Annotated in this window: 19 protein-coding genes; 13 read left to right on the plus strand and 6 right to left on the minus strand. The window is 71.9% G+C overall.

Annotated elements, in window-relative coordinates; genetic code table 11:
- The first annotated feature begins 101 nt into the window (after positions 1–101).
- Positions 102–983, plus strand: a complete 882-nt coding sequence (purU, locus tag QC385_RS04910) for a formyltetrahydrofolate deformylase (protein WP_279540020.1) — start codon at positions 102–104, stop codon at positions 981–983.
- 26 nt (positions 984–1,009) lie between these two features.
- Here the strand turns inward: purU and QC385_RS04915 are convergent, their stop codons facing one another.
- On the minus strand, positions 1,010–2,305 hold the full coding sequence (locus QC385_RS04915; RefSeq protein ID WP_279540021.1) for a zf-HC2 domain-containing protein: 1,296 nt from the start codon (positions 2,303–2,305) through the stop codon (positions 1,010–1,012).
- Positions 2,302–2,883, minus strand: a complete 582-nt coding sequence (locus tag QC385_RS04920) for a sigma-70 family RNA polymerase sigma factor (protein WP_279540022.1) — start codon at positions 2,881–2,883, stop codon at positions 2,302–2,304. The genes QC385_RS04915 and QC385_RS04920 overlap by 4 nt, the downstream gene beginning before the upstream one ends.
- A gap of 361 nt (positions 2,884–3,244) precedes the next feature.
- Here QC385_RS04920 and QC385_RS04925 point away from each other — a divergent pair, with 361 nt between their 5' ends.
- Both QC385_RS04925 and QC385_RS04930 read left to right on the plus strand, forming a co-directional pair.
- Positions 3,245–3,625 (plus strand): STAS domain-containing protein, encoded by a 381-nt coding sequence (locus QC385_RS04925; RefSeq protein ID WP_086604412.1) that lies wholly within the window; start codon positions 3,245–3,247, stop codon positions 3,623–3,625.
- A gap of 168 nt (positions 3,626–3,793) precedes the next feature.
- Positions 3,794–4,306 (plus strand): EF-hand domain-containing protein, encoded by a 513-nt coding sequence (locus QC385_RS04930; RefSeq protein WP_279540023.1) that lies wholly within the window; start codon positions 3,794–3,796, stop codon positions 4,304–4,306.
- A gap of 38 nt (positions 4,307–4,344) precedes the next feature.
- Here QC385_RS04930 and QC385_RS04935 read toward each other — a convergent pair whose 3' ends face one another.
- A complete protein-coding gene (locus QC385_RS04935) occupies positions 4,345–5,859 on the minus strand; it encodes a class I adenylate-forming enzyme family protein (RefSeq protein WP_279540024.1) in 1,515 nt (504 codons plus the stop codon).
- Between the two features lie 90 nt (positions 5,860–5,949).
- Here QC385_RS04935 and QC385_RS04940 point away from each other — a divergent pair, with 90 nt between their 5' ends.
- The 4 genes from QC385_RS04940 (at position 5,950) to QC385_RS04955 (ending at position 10,086) form a co-directional block, all read left to right on the plus strand.
- Positions 5,950–7,146 carry an amidohydrolase family protein gene (locus QC385_RS04940; RefSeq protein ID WP_279540025.1) on the plus strand — a complete coding sequence of 399 codons (1,197 nt, stop codon included), beginning with the start codon at positions 5,950–5,952 and terminating at the stop codon, positions 7,144–7,146.
- Entirely contained in the window at positions 7,146–8,279 is a 1,134-nt protein-coding gene (locus tag QC385_RS04945) for an acyl-CoA dehydrogenase family protein (RefSeq protein WP_279540026.1), read from the plus strand. Before QC385_RS04940 ends, QC385_RS04945 begins: the two co-directional genes overlap by 1 nt.
- A gap of 2 nt (positions 8,280–8,281) precedes the next feature.
- Complete coding sequence (locus tag QC385_RS04950; protein ID WP_279540027.1) at positions 8,282–9,163, plus strand: acyl-CoA/acyl-ACP dehydrogenase; 882 nt, start codon at positions 8,282–8,284, stop codon at positions 9,161–9,163.
- A 443-nt stretch (positions 9,164–9,606) separates the two neighbouring features.
- On the plus strand, positions 9,607–10,086 hold the full coding sequence (locus tag QC385_RS04955; RefSeq protein ID WP_279540353.1) for an ATP-binding protein: 480 nt from the start codon (positions 9,607–9,609) through the stop codon (positions 10,084–10,086).
- A 528-nt stretch (positions 10,087–10,614) separates the two neighbouring features.
- Here the strand turns inward: QC385_RS04955 and QC385_RS04960 are convergent.
- On the minus strand, positions 10,615–11,541 hold the full coding sequence (locus QC385_RS04960; protein WP_279540028.1) for a cyclase family protein: 927 nt from the start codon (positions 11,539–11,541) through the stop codon (positions 10,615–10,617).
- A 105-nt stretch (positions 11,542–11,646) separates the two neighbouring features.
- Here QC385_RS04960 and QC385_RS04965 point away from each other — a divergent pair, with 105 nt between their 5' ends.
- The 3 genes from QC385_RS04965 to QC385_RS04975 all read left to right on the plus strand — a co-directional run bounded on the left by QC385_RS04965 (position 11,647) and on the right by QC385_RS04975 (position 14,874).
- The gene (locus tag QC385_RS04965) at positions 11,647–12,561 is read left to right on the plus strand and encodes an SDR family oxidoreductase (protein ID WP_279540029.1); all 915 of its coding nucleotides are present in this window, start codon (positions 11,647–11,649) and stop codon (positions 12,559–12,561) included.
- A 115-nt stretch (positions 12,562–12,676) separates the two neighbouring features.
- A complete protein-coding gene (locus QC385_RS04970; RefSeq protein ID WP_279540030.1) occupies positions 12,677–13,825 on the plus strand; it encodes an acyl-CoA dehydrogenase family protein in 1,149 nt (382 codons plus the stop codon).
- Positions 13,825–14,874 (plus strand): Zn-dependent alcohol dehydrogenase, encoded by a 1,050-nt coding sequence (locus QC385_RS04975; protein WP_279540031.1) that lies wholly within the window; start codon positions 13,825–13,827, stop codon positions 14,872–14,874. Before QC385_RS04970 ends, QC385_RS04975 begins: the two co-directional genes overlap by 1 nt.
- Here the strand turns inward: QC385_RS04975 and QC385_RS04980 are convergent.
- Positions 14,796–15,911 carry a GlxA family transcriptional regulator gene (locus QC385_RS04980; protein ID WP_279540032.1) on the minus strand — a complete coding sequence of 372 codons (1,116 nt, stop codon included), beginning with the start codon at positions 15,909–15,911 and terminating at the stop codon, positions 14,796–14,798. The two genes, QC385_RS04975 and QC385_RS04980, sit on opposite strands and share 79 nt — an antisense overlap.
- Before the next feature lie 71 nt (positions 15,912–15,982).
- Between QC385_RS04980 and QC385_RS04985 the strand changes: the two genes are divergently transcribed.
- The 3 genes from QC385_RS04985 (at position 15,983) to QC385_RS04995 (ending at position 19,150) form a co-directional block, all read left to right on the plus strand.
- Entirely contained in the window at positions 15,983–17,299 is a 1,317-nt protein-coding gene (locus QC385_RS04985) for an MFS transporter (protein WP_279540033.1), read from the plus strand.
- 229 nt (positions 17,300–17,528) lie between these two features.
- Positions 17,529–17,837: a hypothetical protein gene (locus QC385_RS04990; RefSeq protein WP_279540034.1), complete on the plus strand. Its 309-nt coding sequence runs from the start codon at positions 17,529–17,531 to the stop codon at positions 17,835–17,837.
- A gap of 68 nt (positions 17,838–17,905) precedes the next feature.
- Complete coding sequence (locus tag QC385_RS04995) at positions 17,906–19,150, plus strand: glycosyltransferase (RefSeq protein ID WP_279540035.1); 1,245 nt, start codon at positions 17,906–17,908, stop codon at positions 19,148–19,150.
- Here QC385_RS04995 and QC385_RS05000 read toward each other — a convergent pair.
- A complete protein-coding gene (locus QC385_RS05000; protein ID WP_279540036.1) occupies positions 19,138–20,037 on the minus strand; it encodes a LysR family transcriptional regulator in 900 nt (299 codons plus the stop codon). The two genes, QC385_RS04995 and QC385_RS05000, sit on opposite strands and share 13 nt — an antisense overlap.
- Positions 20,038–20,084: the final 47 nt, after the last annotated feature.

Below are 20,084 nucleotides of genomic sequence, written 5' to 3' on the forward strand. Positions count from 1 at the left end.
GCGCTGACGAGATGCCGTCGATTCCCCGCGACCTGATCCAAACGACAGGCCCTAGCGGGACGATTGCCGGTCGTGTCGGTGCTTGTGGGAACCTGTCCTGCATGAACGAGCAGTCCACCCGCGCCGAGACCCCGGCCGACCAGTACGTCCTCACCCTCTCCTGTCCGGACAGGAAGGGCATCGTGCACGCCGTGTCGAGCTATCTGTTCATGACCGGCTGCAACATCGAGGACAGCCAGCAGTTCGGCGACCACGACACGGGACTGTTCTTCATGCGCGTCCACTTCTCGGCGGACGCGCCGGTGACCCTGGACAAGCTGCGGGCCAGCTTCGCGGCGATCGGTGACTCCTTCCAGATGGACTGGCAGATCAACCGGGCCGACGAGAAGATGCGCATCCTGCTGATGGTCAGCAAGTTCGGGCACTGCCTGAACGATCTGCTGTTCCGGGCGCGGACCGGGGCGCTGCCGGTGGAGATCGCGGGCGTGGTGTCCAACCACACGGACTTCGCGGAGCTGGTGGACTCTTACAACATCCCCTTCCACCACATTCCGGTGACGAAGGACACGAAGTCCGAGGGTGAGGCCCGGCTGCTCGACATCGTGCGTGAGGAGGGTGTCGAGCTGGTCGTCCTCGCCCGGTACATGCAGGTGCTGTCGGACGACCTGTGCAAGGCGCTGGCCGGGCGGATCATCAACATCCACCACTCGTTCCTGCCGAGCTTCAAGGGGGCGAAGCCGTATCACCAGGCTCACGCCCGGGGCGTGAAGCTGATCGGGGCGACCGCTCACTACGTGACGGCCGATCTCGACGAGGGGCCGATCATCGAGCAGGAGGTCGAGCGCGTGGGGCACGACGTGACGCCGGAGGGGCTGGTCGCGATCGGGCGCGATGTGGAGTGCCAGGCGCTGGCCCGGGCCGTGAAGTGGCACGCCGAGCGGAGGATTCTGCTCAACGGGCGACGCACGGTGATCTTCGCCTAGGGCGTGTCGGCCTGGGGACCCGGTTCCTACATCCTGCTCAGTGACGCGGCTGCGAACAGGACGTCCCTGATCGCGTCCTTGTCTCCCATCTGGCCCGCTGCCGCCTCCTGCGGCGGCACGTGGCCCGCTGCGAGGCGGCAGAACTCGACGCCGTCCAGCGCCACGTGGGCCACCTCGTGGTCGGCGGAGCCTTTGGCCGCGGGGGAGTCGAGGGGGATCAGCCACTCGCCGCCGCCCGAGCCCTCGATCTCCAGGCGGAGGCTGCGGCCCGGTTCGCCCGCCGTCACGAGGTGACGGTGGTGGGCGGGTGCCGCCAGGCCGTTGCGGCGGCGGTGGGCCAGGACGTCCGGCAGCATGCGGGCGGCCAGGTCGATCATGCGGTGCAGATGGCGCGGCGAGGGCGGGTCGTACGGGTAGTCGACCGCGTCCGCGATGTCCTCCGCGTGCACCCAGCACTCGAAGGCCCGGTCGAGCATCGCGTCGTGCAGGGGCAGCTCGAAGTCGCCGTACGGCACCGGCAGGCCGCCGACGCCGCTGCCCGTGAAGGACGCCGTGCGGACGATGCCGTGGCTCTGCTCCCGCCAGGGCGCCCGCACGGCACGGGTGGGCGGGAAGTGGGAGGCGCTCCAGTACGCCTCGGTGCGGGCCGCCGGCGTCGGGCGCCGGGACGTGACGTCGCCGAGCGGGTCGTCGAGGCCCAGCGCGACCGCCACCAGCCCGTCCACGCTGAGCAGATGCGCGATGACACCGGCGACGGTGGTACGGCGGCTCGTGGCCTCGTCGGCCCGGAACCAGCGCAGCCGTACCGGCGCGTGCCACTCGGCGTCGCCGAAGTCCTGGAGCAGGGCGTCCAGGCGCGCGGTCTCGGCGTCGTACGCGGCGGCCCAGTCCGGCACCGGGATACGCGGCGGGCGGCGCTCCAGGCAGGCCCCCAGGACCCGCGTGCGCAGGCCCGGGTCCAGGTCGAGGCTGTCGGGGCGTTGCAGCAGCCCGACCGCCTCGCGCAGCCGCCGCGCCTCGTCGGCACACGCGCCGCACTCGCCGAGGTGCTCCTCGACGGCCGTGGCCTCCTCCGCCGAGCACGCGGCCAGCGCCCAGGCGCCGAGCAGGGCCTTCAGCACGGGGTGCTCGAACACGGGCCGCAGGGGCGGCGCCGGCGCGTCGCCGGACTCCTCCAGCACGGGCAACGGCAGCCCGCTGTCCTCGACGGAGGTCCGCGGGGTGGGGATCCGAGGCGGACGCCCGGGCTCCTGCCCGTCACCCTCCCCGTGCCCGTCACCGCCCGCTCCGTCGCAGGCCTCGAACCGGTCCGGCCCGTTCACACCGCACCCCCGTGTCCGGGCGGTGCGCCGGGTGCCCCGGAGTCGTGGGCGGTGGACAGGAGTTGCAGGCCCAGGCGGAGACGGCGGCGGGCCTCGTCTTCGGTGATGCCGAGGTCGGTGGCGGTCTGGCGGTAGTCGCGGCGCTGGAAGTAGGCCCGCTCCAGGGCCGAGCGCAGCGGGACCGGCATGGACTGGACGATGTAGTCGGCGCGGGCGGCGACCGAGGCCCGGCGCACCTTGTGCTCCAGTTCCTCAAGGGTGCCCGAGCCCTCGAGGGCGAGGGCGGCGGTCTCGGTGGTGCGCAGGCGCTGGACCGCCAGGCGGTGGGTCAGCGTGGCCACCCAGGTGCGCAAAGGGCCTTGTTTGGGGTCGTAGGCGTCCGGATGCTCCCAGACGTGGATGAAGACCTCGCGTGTGATGCCGTCGGCGGCGCGCTCGTCGCCGAGGACGCGGTGGGCGAGGCCGTGCACGAGGGAGGCGAACCGGTCGTAGAGCTCACCGAGGGCGGCGGCCTCCCCGCGGGCGAGCCGCTGTTGCATCTTGCGGTCCCAGCGAGGCGGTACGTCCTTTTTCGCCATGCGGCTCCCTCACCCCCTGCTCATGTGCCGCGCCCGTGCCCTGTCCAGCCTGTGGCCGACGTCTCCCCGAATGTAGTCCGCACGTCCGGTAACGCACGCCCCTTTGTGGCAATGTGCGCCCCCTGACCGGCCGCAGGTGGTAGGGGGACCACCGGCGCTCGTGCCGGGTGCCGTCAGGCCGCGACTACCCATCCGTCCTCCGATCAGACCTGACTGAAGACGATCGAACAGGAACGAAGTCGACTAAAACAAGCCTCTTCTGCGGGGGATCCGTTTTTCGGGTTGTGTTTCAGGGAACGGCCGCTGGGCAGCCGCGCTCAAGGAAGCGTAGGGACTGCTTCCGTTTTGGCGATCGAAGGGCGTGGTGGTGACCTTCAAAGTGACCGGCGGCGAGCAGGGCGAATGGGCCGTGCTCCAGGTGTCGGGCGAGCTGGATCTGGTGACGTCGCCGGTGCTGCGGCAGCGCGTGCACGACGCGGTGGCCGAGGGGCACCACTGTCTCGTCCTCGACCTGTCCGAGGTGTTCTTCTGCGATTCCAGCGGCGTCGGCGTCCTCATCGCCGCCCGCCGTCTGATCCGCTCCTGCCAGGGCCGGCTGCGGCTGGTGCTGCCCGCCCGGGGCGCGGCCGACGGGTCGCATGTCAACCGGGTCCTCGGCGCGCTGGGCGTCCGCAGGCTGTTCGACGTGTACGGCGATGTGGACGCGGCCCTGGCCGACGAGGGCGAACCCCTGTCCGCGTGAGGGGCCGGTGACGCACGGTAGGACGAGGGTTGCCGTTCCGACACGCCGTTGTCCCGGAATTCCCCCGGTCTTGGCACAAGTGACGTTTTCCCGAGCCCGAACGGCCCCCTCCGTCGTACGCTCCCAGCGAGACGCACCCCACCTGACGTAAGGCGGCCCGAAAGAGACATGGTCAGCAGCGAGTACGAGCGCAGGATCGCCGCCCGGTTCGCCACCTTCGACCAGGACGGCAACGGCTACATCGACCGCGAGGACTTCTACGGCGCGGCCAAGGCCCTGCTCACGGAGTTCGCCGTGGCGGCCCGGTCCGACAAGGGGCAGGCGCTCTACGGCGGCGCCGAGGGCTTCTGGCAGGGCATGGCCGGGATAGCGGACCGCGACGGCGACCAGCGCATCACGCGCGAGGAGTTCGTCAACGGCGCGGTCAAGCGACTGCGCGACAACCCCGACCGCTTCGCCGAGATCGCCCGCCCCTTCCTGCACGCGTCCCTGGACGTCGCCGACACCGACGGTGACGGCGCGGCGACGGTCGAGGAGGCCGCCCGCGTCCTGAAGTGCCTCGGCGTCCCCGAGGACGTCGCCGGCCCGGCCGCCGCCACGCTCGACGCGGACGGTGACGGGAAGGTCGGCGAGGCCGAGGTCGTGTCCGCCTTCGCCCGCTACTTCACCGTGCCCGAATAGGGTCACCCGCGCGGATACGGCCACGTGCGCGAAGAGCGTCACGTGCCCGAATAGCGCTCGCGCAGCTTGTACTTCAGCACCTTCCGCAGGGTCTCGCCCCGCGGAAGGGCGTCCACCACCTCCAGCCGCTCCGGCAGCTTGTGCACGGACAGTCCCTCCGCGCGCAGGAAGGCGGTCACGTCCGCGAGCGTCAGGGTCCCGGCTCCCGGGGGCCGTTCCACCACCGCGCACACCAGCTCCCCGCGCGCCGCGTCCGGCAGCCCGACCACCGCCACGTCCCCGACCGCCGGATGCCGGTGCAGCAGGTCCTCGATCTCCTGGGCCGAGATGTTCTCGCCCTTGCGGATGATCACGTCCTTCAGCCGGCCGGTGAGGACCAGGTGCCCGGTCTCCGTGAGACGCCCGAGGTCGCCGGTGCGCAGGAACCCGTCCTCGTCGAAGGCCTCCGCCGTCTGCCCCGGATCCAGATATCCCCGGCACACGGCCTCCCCGCGCAGCCGCACCTCCCCGTCCACGATCCGTATCTCCATCCCCTCCGGTGGGCGCCCCTCGGTCGTCGCCAGCAGCTCGGGGGTGTCGTCCGGCGCGCCCATGGTGATCATCGGCACCTCGGTCATGCCGTAGCCGTGGGTGAGCTGCACGCCCATCTCGCGTACGACGGCGTGGTAGAGCTCCGGCGGCTTGGGCGCCCCGCCCCCCGCCAGCAGCCGCAGTGAGGGTACGACCGGAACGCCCGGCTGCTTCCGCTGCTCCGCCAGGAACATCGAGTAGAACGCCGTCGAGCCGCCCGCCACCGTCACCCCGTGCCGCCGGTAGCCCTCCAGCGCGTCGGGCAGCGCGAACTGCTCGAACAGCACCGCCGGGAAGCCGTACAGCAGCAGCATCACCGTGTAGTCGGGCCCGCCTATGTGGGCGTAGGGGAAGGCGATCGACCCCACGTCGTCCGCCGAGGGCCGCAGGGCGTGGGCGAGGCAGGAGCCGCCCGCGAGCAGCGAACGGTCCGTGTGCAGCACGCCCTTGGGGGCGGAGGTCGTGCCGGACGTCCAGTAGATCCAGCGGACGGCGGTGCCGTCGGAGGGCGGGGGAGGCAGTACGGACGGATCGCCGTCGGGCAGGTCGTCGTAGGCCTCGAAGACGCCCTTCGCGCCCAGCCGACGGGCCATCGCCGTGTGGTCGAAGCCCCGCCACTCGCCCGGCACCGCGAGGAACTCCGCCTTCGACTCGCGCAGCGCGAAGCCGGCCTCGCGGTCCCGGTAGAAGGGGATCACCGGGGTCTGCACGGCGCCGAGGCGGGCCAGCGCGAAGGAGAGCAGGGCCGTCTCGATGCGGGTGGGCAGCTGCCAGGCGACCACCGTGCCGGGGCGTACGCCCATGCCGTACAGGCCGGCCGCGACCCGCTCGGCACGCGCGCGCAGGCCGCCGAAGGTGAGCGTGCGCCCTTCGGGCCGGTCGTCCTGGAAGAAGAGCGGACGGTCGGGGGTGAGGGCGGCGCGCCGGGTGACCAGCTCCCACAGGGTGCGGGACGAACTCAGGGCGTGCGGGGTGTCGTTCACGTCTGCCCCCTGGCTCCTTGGCTGACGGGTCGTCAGGTGGGATGCTATCTGACGCTGCATCAGATAAGTACCGTCCGGCGGAGGGGACCCATGGCGACCGAACTGCCCCGCATCATCAGCGTCGACGACCACGTGATCGAGCCGGCCCACCTCTTCGAGACGTGGCTGCCGGCCAAGTACCGCGACCGCGGCCCCAAGGCGCTGACCGCCGGGATCGGTGAACTCGCCTACATCGGCGGCAAGTACCGGATCACGATGGATCCGGACGGCCAGCCCACCGACTGGTGGATCTACGAGGACCTGAAGTTCCCGTACAAGCGCAACATCGCCGCCGTCGGCTTCGACCGGGACCAGATGACCCTGGAGGGCATCACCCGGGACGAGATGCGGCGCGGCTGCTGGGACCCCAAGGCACGGCTGGAGGACATGGACCTCAACCATGTCGAGGCCAGTCTCTGCTTCCCCTCCTTCCCCCGTTTCTGCGGCCAGACCTTCGCCGAGGCGCACGACAAGGAGGTCGCCCTGGCCTGCGTGCGCGCCTACAACGACTGGATGGTTCAGGAGTGGTGCGGGGACAGCGGCGGGCGGCTCATCCCGCTGTGCCTGATCCCGCTGTGGGACGTCGGACTGGCGGTCGCCGAGATCCGGCGCAACGCCGCGCGCGGGGTGAAGGCGGTGACCTTCTCCGAGATCCCCACGCACCTCGGGCTGCCGTCCATCCACTCCGGCTACTGGGACCCGTTCTTCGCGGTCTGCCAGGAGACCGGGACGGTCGTCAACATGCACATCGGGTCCTCGTCCCAGATGCCGGCCGCATCCCCGGACGCCCCGCCCGCCGTCCAGGCCTCGCTCAGCTTCAACAACGCGATGGCCTCGATGATGGACTTCCTCTTCAGCGGGGTCCTGGTGAAGTTCCCGCGCCTCAAACTCGCCTACAGCGAGGGGCAGATGGGGTGGGTCCCCTACGCCTTGGAGCGCGCCGACGACGTCTGGGAGGAGCACCGCGCCTGGGGCGGCGTCCGCGACACGATCCCCGAGCCGCCGTCCACGTACTACTACCGGCAGATCTTCTGCTGCTTCTTCCGCGACAAGCACGGAGTGGCGTCGATCGATGCCGTCGGCCGCGACAACGCCACCTTCGAGACCGACTACCCGCACGTCGACTCGACCTTCCCGCACACCAAGGAGGTCGCCCTCGACCACGTCAAGGGCCTCGACGACGAGACGGTCTACAAGCTGATGCGGGGCAACGCCATCCGGATGCTGGACCTGGACCTCGACCGCTGATGGACCTGTCGGACACCCCAGAAGAGGAGGAGTTCCGGGCCCGGCTGCGGGAGTGGCTCGCGAAGACGCTCCCCGGCCTCCCGGCCGAGCCGTCCCCCGACGACTGGCCCGGGCGGCGGGCCTACGATCTCGGCTGGCAGCGCAGGCTCCACGACGCCGGGTACGCCGACGTCCACTGGGACGCCTCCCCGGCCATCCGGCTGATCTTCCTGGAGGAGACGGAGAAGGCGGGCGCGCCCTACGTGGGAGCCAACTTCGTGGGGCTGCTGCACGCCGGGCCGACGATCGCCGCCGAGGGCACGGACGGACAACGGGCACGCTGGCTGCCGCCGATCCTGCGCGGCGACGAGGTCTGGTGCCAGGGCTTCAGCGAGCCGGACGCCGGCTCCGACCTCGCGGCCCTGCGCACGCGCGCGTGGCGCGACGGCGACGACTACGTGGTGACCGGCTCCAAGATCTGGACGTCCCACGCGGAAGTCGCCGACTGGTGCGAACTGCTGGTCCGCACCGAACCGGAGGCCCCCAGGCACCGGGGCATCACCTGGCTGGCCATGCCCATGGACGCGCCCGGCATCACCGTACGGCCGCTGCGCACGCTCGCCGGGTCGGCCGAGTTCGCCGAGGTCTTCCTCGACGAGGTGCGGGTGCCGGCGGAGAACCGGGTCGGGGACGAGAACGACGGCTGGCGCGTGACCATGGTGACGCTGTCCTTCGAACGCGGCACGGCCTTCGCCGGCGAGGTCGTCGCCTGCCGCCGCGTCCTGGGCGAACTGGCTGCCGAGGCCCGCGGGAACGGCCGCTGGGACGACCCGGCGCTCCGGCGCCGCCTGGGCAGGCTCAACGCCGAGTTCCGGGCGCTGTGGCGGCTGACCCAGTGGAACGTGAGCGCGGCTCAGGCTTCGGGCGGGGTGCCGGGCGTCGGAGGCTCGGTCTTCAAGCTGCGGTACTCGCACGCCCGCCAGCAGCTCTACGACGCCGCCGCCGAGGTGCTGGGCGCCGACTGCCTCGACCTGGACCGCCCCTGGACGCTCGACCGCCTCTCCTCCCTGTCGTACACCATCGCGGCCGGCACCTCGCAGATCCAGCACAGCATCATCGCCGAGCGGATCCTCGGCCTGCCGAAGGGACGGTGACCGTGCGCTTCCGGTTGACGGACGAGCAGCGGGCGCTGCGGGACGGGACGCGGCAGCTGCTCGCGCGGCGCTTCGACGGGGAGGCGCTGCGGAGGGCTGTGGAGGGCCCCGAGCGCCTCGACCGGGGGGTGTGGCGGGCGCTGGGGGAGGCCGGGTTCTTCGCGTTGCGGTTGCCTGAGTCGGAGGGCGGGGTGGGACTCGGGCTGCCGGAGGCGGTGTTGGTGTTCGAGGAGGCGGGGCGGGCCCTGCTGCCCGGGCCGTTGGTCGCCACCCATCTCGCGGCCGGTGCGGTGCCGGGAGCCGCCACCGGGGAGACGGTCGTCTCGGCCGTGTACGGCGGGCTCGTGGAGTGGCCGGCGCAGGCCGACGTCGTACGCGGCGACGCCGCCGGAGCCGTGCCGATGCGCTCCCTCGACCCCCTGACGCCGCTGCGCCGCGTGCCCGGCGGTGCGGCGGCGGACCCGGATCCCGACGCCGTCCTCCTCACCGCCGCCGAGCAGCTCGGCACGGCCGCCCGCGTCTGCGAACTGGCGGTGCAACACGCCCGGGCGCGCGAGCAGTTCGGCCGGCCCGTCGGGGCCTTCCAGGCGGTGGCACATCTGTGCGCCGGGATGCTGGTCCGGTCGGAGACGGCCCGCGCGGCGGTGTACGCGGCGGCCGTCACCGCCGACCCGGTCGACATCGCAGCCGCCCGCCTGCTCGCCGACGAGGCCGCCGTGCACGGCGCCCGCGACTGTCTCCAGGTGCACGGCGGCATGGGCTTCACCTGGGAGTCCGAGGTCCATCTGCATCTGAAACGCGCATGGGTTCGAACCCAACGTGCGGGCGGAATCACGGAGAGTGAGGAGACTCTGGCGGCCGCCCTGGTGGCCGGAACGGCCTGACGGGCCGCCTGGCTGCGGTGTCGCCGAATATGCCCGTGGGGATGTCGCGGATCGTGGCATCCCGTGATCACGGAGCGTTGATATCCGCTCGTGTCCTCCGTGTGGCCCGTTACGGCCCGGAGTCGACGGCCCGCTCCGGTACCTTGTGTGAGATGCGAGTGGCTCAGAGCGCAGTGCGACCCGGTGGCGCCGCCTGTTCGACTCCCCGAAGCGAGCGTCGCACAGTATGCCGCACGGGTACTCCTTCGCGCTGGAATATGCCCGAAGCGCTTGTTGGGGTGACTGTACGTCAACCATGCTGTCCCACAAGGGATTCACGTTCCGTGATCCTTGTCCCGGCCGTTGTTCTGGCCATGCAGAAAATGGCTACGATCGTGGCCTTCGTGAGGCGCGAGCCTAAGTGTCCGCCGGTTCGGATGGTGTGAGCGGTGCAGGTGCTTCAAGTGCAGCTGGAGATCCGGCCCGACCCCGCAGAAGTGGGGCGGGCCCGGCGGTGGGCCCGCTCCCGCCTGGCCGGGTCGGGCATACAGGCCGATGAGCCGCTCGCCGAGACCCTGATCCTGCTCGTGTCCGAGCTGGTCACCAACGCCGTGGTGCACACCGGCCGGCCCGCCGTGCTGCGGCTGTCCCTGCCGCACGCGGTGGCGGAGGAGGTCACCGTCCGTCTCGAGGTCGCCGATCGCAGCGGCCGGGCCCCCGTGCCCCGGTGCGCGGAGGACGACGCGACCGGCGGGCGGGGTCTCGCCCTCGTCGACGGCCTCGCCGACCGCTGGGGCTGGAGCGTCGAGAGCACCGGCAAGCGCATCTGGTGCGAACTGGACCGGTGTGCGAAGTCCTCCGAGGTCACGACGGCGTGCGGGGGTGGCGCGGTGGTGTGCGGCGGCGGGGCGGCCTTCGAGGGGCTGGCGTACGAGGCCGTGTGAAGCGGCCCGGGGCCTCGGTCCTCGGGATGCCCCGCCCGTGAGCGCCGGGCGCGTGGCGCACGAGGTGTGATGTACGGCGGCACATGCCGCGCGGTGTTGCGGCGAAGCCGGGGCACGGTTGCATGGCAGCTCCGCCGTTTTCCTCATGTCGTGCGGCGATGCGCCGGGATGTGCTTCCGTGCGCGCCCGCGGCAAAAGCCGCATAAGCAATAAATCTCCGAATGGGTGTTGACGCCTCGTGGCCGTTTGCTCACGCTTGTGAGCAGCGATTCGCCGTGAGGGGACGGCGAGGGCTGCGACGACGGCGGCCCTCGGCGAGTGTGAGTCGTGATTCGGCGTCGGCTCCCTGTCAGGGCCACGGGAGCCGGGGCGGGAGCGCCGGAGTCGGGTGGCGGCGCGCGCTGCCGTGCTCGGGGCGAGCAGCGCGGCGCCGCCATCCAGCTTCAGGCGGTGGGGCGGTGGCCTGGCCGGCGGGTTGGGGGGCGGCCAGGCATGCCGTCCTGGTGTTGCCGGCCAGGCGGTGCCGGCCTAGAGGATGGCGACCGGGGCCACCGGAGAGCCGGTCGCTCCCGTGAACGGCTCGGGTGTCGCCGACAGCAGGAACGCGTAGCGGCCCGTTTCTCCACAGGCTGTGGACAACTTTTCGAGATCCCAGTTCTGGCCCTGCGGCATCCCCATCTCCACGAGGTGCAGGGCGTGCACCGGCAGCCACAGGTCCTCCACCTCGGGTGGGAACACCTCGAAGGTGAGGGTGTCGTTGGCGACCGCCGCGACGTCGCGCGCGTGGAACCACTCCGGCGTCCGGATCGACAGCCCCGGCGACGGATACGCGTACCCGTGCCGGTCCCCGGCCAGACAGAGCCGGACCTGCCCGGTCCGCACGAGGACGACGTCGCCGGACCGCACGCGCGTGCCGGCCAGTTCCTCGGCCGCGTCCAGGTCCTCGGGTGTGACGGCGTACCCGCCGTCGAGCCGGTCCGTGCCCCGCGCCCGGGCGACGTCGAGCAGCACTCCGCGTGTGACGACGTGCCGGACCTTGTCGATGCCGCTGAACTCCGCGCCGCTGTGCGGGGTGACGGAGTGCGCCGGACGGCCGTTGTAGAGCCTGCCCGAGTGCGAGACGTGCGGCAGCGCGTCCCAATGCGTGGCCGCCTGGAGCCCCATGGTCACGGCGTCGTCGCTGCATGCGACGGTGCCCGGGCCGAAGAGCTCCTGGTTGATCTGCACCATGACGTGCAGCGGGTCGATCCGCCCCGGGATCATGCCCGTCTGGACGCCGTCGCGCCGCAGGGGGAGGGCGAGCGGGATCCGGCGACCGGTGCGGACCGTCGCCGCGGCCTGACGGACGACCTCGTCGGTGATCAGGTTCAGCGTGCCGAGCTCGTCGGCGGCTCCCCAGCGCCCCCAGTTGTTCACGCGCTTGGCGATGTCGTGGAACGCGTCCGGCAGCGACATGAGTCCTCCCCGGGGCTTGTGTTCCCGTATCTGACGGGTCGTAGAATCTGGAGTCCGCGAAATCTAACGGTCCGTCAGAAACCGTGGGACGGGAAGGGGCCGGGCGTGGGGAACTTCTTGGCAGGCAAGGTCGTCGCCGTCACGGGCGCCGGGCGGGGCATCGGCCGGGCGGTCGCGCTCGCGGCGGCGGCCGAGGGGGCGAAGGTGGTCGTCAACGACTACGGCGTGGCGGTCGACGGCGCCTCCCCGACCAGCGAGGTCGCCGAGGCCGTGGTCAAGGAGATCGAGGCGGCAGGCGGGGACGCGGTCGCCGTGGCCGACGACATCTCCACGATGGCGGGCGGGCAGCGGGTCGTCGACGTGGCGCTGTCGTCGTACGGGCGGCTCGACGGGGTGGTCTGCGTGGCCGGGATCCTCCGGGAACGGATGCTGTTCAACATGACCGAGGAGGAGTGGGACCCGGTCGTCGCCACGCACCTGAAGGGCACGTTCACGGTGTTCCGGGCCGCCTCGGCGGTGATGCGCGAGCAGCGTGCCGGCACGCTGATCGGCTTCACCAGCGGCAACCACCAGGGGTCGGTGTCACAGGCCAACTACAGCGCGGCCAAGGGCGGGATCATCTCGCTCGTGCGGAGTGCCGCGCTGGGGCTGCACAAGTACGGGGTGACGGCGAACGCGGTGGCGCCGGTGGCGCGTACGCGGATGTCCGCGGGGGTGCCGATGGAACTGGCGGAGATCGGGGAGCCGGAGGATGTCGCCGCGCTGGTGGTGTATCTGCTGTCCGACGAGGCGCGGGAGCAGCGGATCACCGGGCAGGTGTACACGGTCGCCGGGGCGAAGATCGCGGTGTGGGCGCAGCCGCGGGAGCTGCGGGCCGCGTATGCCTCCGGCGGATGGACCGTGGAGAGGATCGCGGAGTTTCTGCCCAGGTCGGTGGGGGTGGATCCGATGCCGATGCTGGAGCGGGTGCGGGAGATGGAGAGGGCTGCTCGGGAGGGGGAGCGGCCGAACGCCCAGTAGCTCGGGGGGTGTGGTGTTGTGTGGCGGCTGCGGGTGCGTTGTGGTTTCTCGCGCAGTTCCCCGCGCCCCTTAGGTGCCTCATCTCAAGCCCAGTCATCGAAACGAGGCGGCAATCGTGGATTTCGGGTTCGCGCGAGAAGACGAGGACTTTCGGGGCGAGGTCAGGGACTGGCTCGCGGCGCACGCCAAGGGCGCGAGCGACCGTCGCTCCTGGGAGCGCACCCTCGGCGCAGCCGGGTGGATCGGGATCGGGTGGGGTGCGGACGGGTACGGCAACCGCACCGCCACGCTCACCCAACAGGTCGCCTGGGCCGAGGAGTACGCCCGGTCGGGCGCGCCCCCGCGCTCCGGCCACATCGGTGAGAACCTCCTGGCCCCCACGCTCATCGCCCACGGCACCGAGGAGCAGAAGTCCCGCTTCCTGCCTCCGATCGCCGCCGGCGAGGAACTCTGGTGCCAGGGCTACAGCGAACCCGGCGCCGGCTCGGACCTGGCCGGTGTCCGTACCGCGGCCGTGCGCGAGGCGGACGGCCGTACCTACCGGGTCACCGGGCAGAAGATCTGGACGTCACTCGCGCACGAGGCCGACTGGTGCTTCGTCCTCGCCCGCACCGAGCCCGGGTCGCGGCGGCACCGCGGACTGTCCTTCCTCCTCGTCCCCATGGACCAGCGGGGCCGGATCGAGGTGCGCCCCATCCGGCAGCTGACGGGCACCAGCGACTTCAACGAGGTCTTCTTCGACGGCGCGCACGCGGAGCACGTCGTCGGTGGCGAGGGCAACGGCTGGCGCGTCGCCATGAGCCTCCTCGGTTTCGAGCGGGGCGTGTCCACGCTGGCGCAGCAGATCGGGTTCGCCGAGGAGCTGGACCGGGTGGTGCGGGCGGCCGTGGAGTCGGGTGCGGTGGGGGATCCCGTCGTACGGGAACGGCTCGTGCGGCAGTGGGCCGAGCTGCGCACCATGCGCTGGAACGCCCTGCGCACCCTGGGCGGTTCGGGCGACGCGGGGGCCCCGAGCGTGGCGAAGCTGCTGTGGGCCGGCTGGCACCAGCGGCTCGGGGAGCTGGCGGTGCTGGTGCGGGGCGCGGCGTCGAGCGTCGGTCCGGCGGACTGGTCGCCCTCGTCGCCGTACGAACTGGACGCGGCACAGCACCTCTTCCTCTTCTCGCGGGCCGACACCATCTACGGCGGCTCGGACCAGATCCAGCGCACGATCATCGCCGAGCGGGTGCTCGGCCTGCCCAGGGAGCCCAAGGGAGCCGCGTGATGCGAGGCGTGATCTTCGACGGGAAGCAGGTCCGGGTCGTCACGGACCTGGAGGTGCGGGAGCCGGGGCCGGGTGAGGTGCGCGTCGCGATCTCGGCGGCGGGGCTGTGTCACAGCGATCTGTCGGTGGTGGACGGGACCATACCCTTCCCGGTTCCCGTGGTGCTGGGCCATGAGGGAGCGGGTGTGGTGGAGGCGGTGGGGGAGGGTGTCACCCATGTCGTGCCCGGGGATCACGTGGCTCTGTCCACGCTCGCGAACTGCGGTACGTGCGCGGAGTGCGACCGGGGGCGTCCGACCATGTGCCGGCAGGCGATCGGGCGTCCCGGCCGGCCGTTCCGTCACGCCGGCCTGCCGGTCCACCAGTTCGCCGCGAACTCGGCGTTCGCGGAGCGCACGGTCGTGAAGGCCGTACAGGCGGTCCGGATCCCCGGGGACATCCCCCTGGCGTCGGCGGCACTCATCGGGTGCGGGGTGCTGACGGGGGTGGGCGCCGTGCTGAACCGGGCGCGGGTGGACCGCGGCGACAGCGTCCTGGTGATCGGGACCGGCGGCATCGGCCTGAACGTGTTGCAGGGGGCGCGGCTCGCGGGTGCCCTGCGGATCGTGGCCGTCGACGCCAACCCGGCGAAGGAGGAGGTGGCACGCCGCTTCGGCGCGACCCACTTCCTCACCTCGACGGAGGGCGTGCGGGACATCCTGCCCACGGGCGCGGACCACGCCTTCGAGTGCGTCGGCCGTGTGGAGCTGATCCGCCAGGCGATCGACGCACTGGACCGGCACGGCCAGGCGATCCTCCTCGGGGTGCCGCCGGCCGCTGCCGAGGCGTCCTTCCGCGTCTCGTCGATGTACCTCGACAAGTCCATCCTGGGCTGCCGCTACGGCTCCTCCCGTCCCCAGCGGGACATCGCCCTCTACGCGGACCTGTACCGCCAGGGCCGGCTGCTGCTCGACGAACTCATCACCCGGACCTACCCGGTCGAGGACTTCGAGAAGGCGGCGGCGGACGCGGAGGCGGGGCGGGTGGCGCGCGGGGTGCTCACGTTCTGACGGCCCGCCGTGTCTCTGGCGGTCCGGAAGGTCCGCCGGTAGGCGGTGGGCGTGACACCGAGCGCCGCCTGGAGGTGCTGGCGCATCGACTGGGCCGTGCCGAAGCCCGCGTCCCGGGCCACCTGGTCGACGGAGCGGTCGGTGGTCTCCAGCAGGTGCCGGGCCCGTTCCACGCGCTGCTGGGTGAGCCACTGGCCCGGGCTGACGCCGGTCTCCTCGCGGAAGCGGCGGGTGAACGTGCGGACCGACATGGACTCCTGGGCGGCCATGTCGCGCAACTGGATCGGCTCGTGGAGACGGCCCAGGGCCCAGGCGCGGGCGGTGGTGGTGGAGGCCTGCTGCGGATCGGGCACCGGCCGCTCGATGTACTGCGCCTGGCCGCCGTCGCGGTGCGGCGGTACGACCGTACGGCGGGCCACGTCGTTGGCGACGGCGGCGCCGTGGTCCCGGCGCACCATGTGCAGGCACAGGTCGATGCCGGCGGCGACGCCCGCGGAGGTCAGTACGTCGCCGTCGTCGATGAACAGCACGTCCGGGTCGACCCGGACCTTGGGGAAGAGCCGCTGGAGGCGCGCGGCGTCGGCCCAGTGGGTGGTGGCGGGGCGGCCGTCGAGGAGGCCCGCGGCGGCGAGGACGTAGACGCCGGTGCAGATGGAGGCCAGCCGGGTGCCGGGCCGGAGGCGGGCGAGGGCCGCGGCCAGCTCCTCCGTCAGCACGCCCTCGGCGTGGACCGGGCCGAGTTCGTACGACGCCGGGATGATCACCGTGTCGGCGTCGGCCAGGGCCTCGGGGCCGTGCGCGACGTGGATGGCGAAGTCGGCGTCCGTCTCGACCGGGCCCGGCGGGCGGACGGAGCAGGTCACGACCTCGTACAGGTGCCGTCCCAGGGCGTCCTTGGGGCGGCCGAAGATGCGGTGCGGGATGCCCAGTTCGAAGGGGAGCAACCCGTCGAGGGCGAGGACGACGACGCGGTGGGGGCGGAAGCCGGCGTCCGGATCCGGGGCCGGGTTCGGACCGGAGTGGCTGGCCGATGTCATGGCCCGATCCTAGCGAATGCTGTCCTCCGGGCCACTCGATGGACGGTGCCGCAGGCCGGAAGCTCTATGTCGTGACCCAGACAAGCGAAGCCGCAGCAGTCGTGCCGCAGCCGCCGAAGCCGGGCCGCGGCGGCCGTATACGTGTGCACCGGGCCTGGTTCGTCGCCGCCGTCACCTTCGTGACGATCATCGGCGCGGCCGCCTTCCGTTCCGTACCCGGCCTGCTCATCGACCCGTTGCACGACGAGTTCGACTGGTCGCGCGGCACGATCAGCGCCGCGGTCTCGGTCAATCTCGCCCTGTACGGTCTGACGGCCCCGTTCGCGGCGGCCCTGATGGACCGCTTCGGCATCCGCCGGGTCGTCGCGGTCGCCCTGACGGTCATCGCGCTCGGCTCGGGCCTCACGGTGTGGATGACGGCGGCCTGGCAACTGATGCTGTGCTGGGGCCTGCTGGTCGGGCTCGGCTCCGGTTCCATGGCGCTGGCGTTCGCGGCGACCGTCACCAACCGCTGGTTCACCGAGCGGCGCGGCCTGGTCAGCGGCATCCTCACCGCCGCGTCCGCCTCCGGCCAGCTGATCTTCCTGCCACTGCTGTCCTGGATCGTCGAGCGGCACGACTGGCGCCCGGCGGCCGTGACGGTCGCGCTCGCCGCCCTCGCGGTCGTCCCGTTCGTCTGGCTCCTGCTGCGCGACCACCCCGCGGACGTGGGCCTGAAGCCGTACGGCGCGGCCGAGTTCGTACCGAAGCCGGCACCGGTCCCCGGCGCCGCCCGCCGGGCCGTGACCGTCCTGTTCTCGGCCGCGCGCACCGGCCCGTTCTGGCTGCTCGCCGGCACCTTCGCGATCTGCGGCGCCTCGACCAACGGCCTGATCCAGACCCACTTCGTGCCCGCCGCGCACGACCACGGCATGCCCCTGACGACCGCCGCCTCGCTGCTCGCGGTCATCGGCGTCTTCGACGTCGTCGGCACGATCGCCTCCGGCTGGTTCACCGACCGCTTCGAAGCCCGGCGCCTGCTCGCCGTCTACTACTCCCTGCGGGGCGTCTCCCTCCTCTTCCTCCCCCTGCTGCTGGTCACGCCCAGCGTCCAGCCCCCGATGATCTTCTTCATCGTCTTCTACGGCCTCGACTGGGTCGCCACCGTCCCGCCCACCCTCGCCCTGTGCCGCGAGCAGTACGGCGAGGACAGCGCGATCGTCTTCGGCTGGGTCCTCGCCTCCCACCAGGTCGGCGCCGCCCTGGTCGCCTTCCTCGGCGGCGTCGCCCGCGACGCCTTCGGCTCGTACGACGTGGTCTGGTACGCGTCGGGAGCGCTGTGCGCGGTGGCGGCGCTGATGGCACTGGTGATCCGGCGACGGCCGGCGGGGGTGGCGACCGCGGCCTGAGACCGGGCTCTCGGTTTCCGGGGGGTGTCTGTCTCCGGGTGGTGTCGGTTTCCGAGTGGCGGTAGCAGTCGGTCCGGTTTGGTTGCGGCGCGCGTTTTGCGCGGCGGCGAAAGGTTCCGGGCAAATGTGCCGCAAGATCTGGATCTGGTGATCGGCGGGCGGTTAGGTTCTGATCCGCCCCGGACAGGGGGGCGGGATTCGGAAGGGCGCTGGCTTCGGAGGTATCCCAGTGATCGAAACCAGCAGCTCTGAGAGGCTTCGGGAGTTCGGCCCGGCCCAGTACATCGCCCCCTATCTGCTGCTCGTCATCGGCAACGCCGGAGTGCAGAAGGCACCGGCGAGTGATCGGCCCGTGCTGTTCTGGCTGTTCACGGCCATCGCCGTGCTCGGCGCCGTTTCCGCCGTCGTACGTCTGCGGCGCATGTGGAACGCACACCAGCGCCGTGCCCTGCCCGCGTGGACACGACTCCTCGGCGTACTCCTCGCCTTGTACGGGCTGTACGTCACCTCCTGCGTTGCCGACGGCATCGCCGGATAGGGCGCGGGAGCCCAGGGCTCAAGCGAATCACCGACCGAGGCCAGTACCTGCGAAAACGGGAGTGCGTAGTGCGTGTGTTGTTGTCGACGTATGGGTCGCGCGGGGATGTCGAACCGCTGGTGGCGCTCGCGGTGCGGTTACGGGAGCTGGGCGCGCAGGTGAGGGTCTGTGCGCCGCCGGACGAGGTCTTCGCCCGGCTGCTGGACGGGGCCGGCGTGGAACGCGTGGCGATGGGCAGGCCGATGGGCACGATGGCGGCGCCGTCGACGGAATCGGCGGCCTCCCGGCGTGTGACCGAGCTGGCCGCGCAGTTCGGCACGGTCATCGCGGCCGCCGAGGGATGCGACGTCCTCCTGGCGACCGGGCTCGCGCACTTCTCCTCACGGTCGGCGGCCGAGAAACTCGGTATCCCCTACGTGTACGCGACCTTCTGCCCGTTCCTGCTGCGGTCGCCGCACCAGGCACCCCCCGCGCTGCTGCCGGGCCAGTCGTTCCCGCCGGAGGTGACCGACAACCTGGCGCTGTGGGATCTGAACGCCCGGACCTTCAACGCGCTGCACGGCGAGGCGCTCAACGCCCACCGGGCCTCGGTCGGTCTGCCGCCGGTGGACGACGTCCTCGGATTTATCTTCACCGACCGGCCGTGGCTGGCGTCGGACCCGGTCCTGGGCCCGTGGCGGGAGACCCCGGAGCTCGACGTCATGCACACCGGTGCGTGGATCCTGCCGGACGAACGCCCGCTGTCGGACGACCTGCTGGCGTTCCTGGACGCGGGCACACCCCCGGTGTTCGTCGGCTACGGCAGCATGCGGGGCGTCCCGGCGGACATGGCCCGGGTGTCCATCGAGGCGATCCGCGCACACGGCCGCCGCGCACTCGTCGGCCGCGGCTGGGCGGAACTGGCCCTGATCGACGACCAGGACGACTGCTTCGTCGTCGGCGAGGTCAATCAGCAGGCACTGTTCGGCAGGGTGGCCGCCGTCGTGCACCACGGCGGCGCGGGCACGACGACGACGGCCGCCCAGGCCGGAACGCCGCAGGTGGTAGTGCCCCAGGCGGCGGACCAGCCCTACTGGGCCGGCCGGGTGGCCGCCCTGGGCATCGGCGCGGCACACGACGGTCCGGCTCCCACCACCGAGTCCCTGTCAGCCGCACTCGGGACGGCCCTCGCCCCCGAGACCTTGGCACGGGCGAGGGCCGTGGCCGACGGCATCCGCACCGACGGGGCGGCAGTGGCCGCGAAACTGCTGCTCGACACCGTCAGCCGGGAAAGGCCGTCGGTGCCGCTCACTCGGACCGTTCAGGAGTTCTGAGCGGGGTCGGGGTCGGTGAACGCCTGTCGGCTGTGCCTGAGCAACTCACGCAAGGCGGGGCTGTGCGGGCTCTTCCAGACCAGCGCGAGCAACGCCGGGGTATCGACGTCGTCGATGGTGCGGGCGGTGAGCCGGTCGCGGTAGTTCACGGCCATCGAGTCGCTGAGGACGGCGACGCCGAGCCCGCGGGCGGCGAGGCCGGCAATGGCATCCGCGGAGCCGGCTTGCAGGGTGATCGCGGGGTGGAGGCTCTGTGCGGCGCAGGCGCGGTCGAGCACTGTGCGTAGGCCGGTGCCGGGTGGCATACACACGATGGGGTGGGCGGCCAGGTCGCGCAGAGTGACCCGCCGCTGCCCTGCCAGGGGGTGCCCGGCCGGAACCGCCGCGACGATCCGCTCGCTGATGATGGTCAGCGCGTCCAGCCCCTGGGGGGTGGCGGTTGCGGTCCCGATGAGAGCCAGGTCGAGGGTGCCGGCGCGTACGCCCTCGACGAGCCGGTCGGAGTTGTCCTCCAACAGGGAGATCTCCACGCCCGGGTGTGCCCGGTGGAATGCGGCGAGGGCGTCGAACAGCGGCGTGACGGTGCAGCCGATGACCATCCCGACGGTGAGCCGGCCGCGGATCAGGTCGGTGACCTCACCCACCGCCTGGCCGACCGCGTCGGCCGCGGCGAGCGCGGCGCGGGCGTGTTCGAGCGCGGCCTTGCCCGCGACGGTGAGGGTGGCGGTGCGTGCCGACCGGTGGAACAGCTCGGCGCCGAGTTCGCGTTCGAGCTGGCGGATCTGGGCGCTGACGCCGGACTGGCTGATGTGGACCCGCTCCGCCGCCCGCGTGAAGTTCTGTTCTTCCGCGACCGCGACGAAGTACTCCAGCTGCCTCATTTCCATGACTGGCGATTCTAGTTTCCAGAAGAACCATCTGTTGGACTTCTGGT

Source organism: Streptomyces sp. DH10, from assembly GCF_029813805.1.
Taxonomy (GTDB): Bacteria; Actinomycetota; Actinomycetes; order Streptomycetales; family Streptomycetaceae; genus Streptomyces; species Streptomyces coeruleofuscus.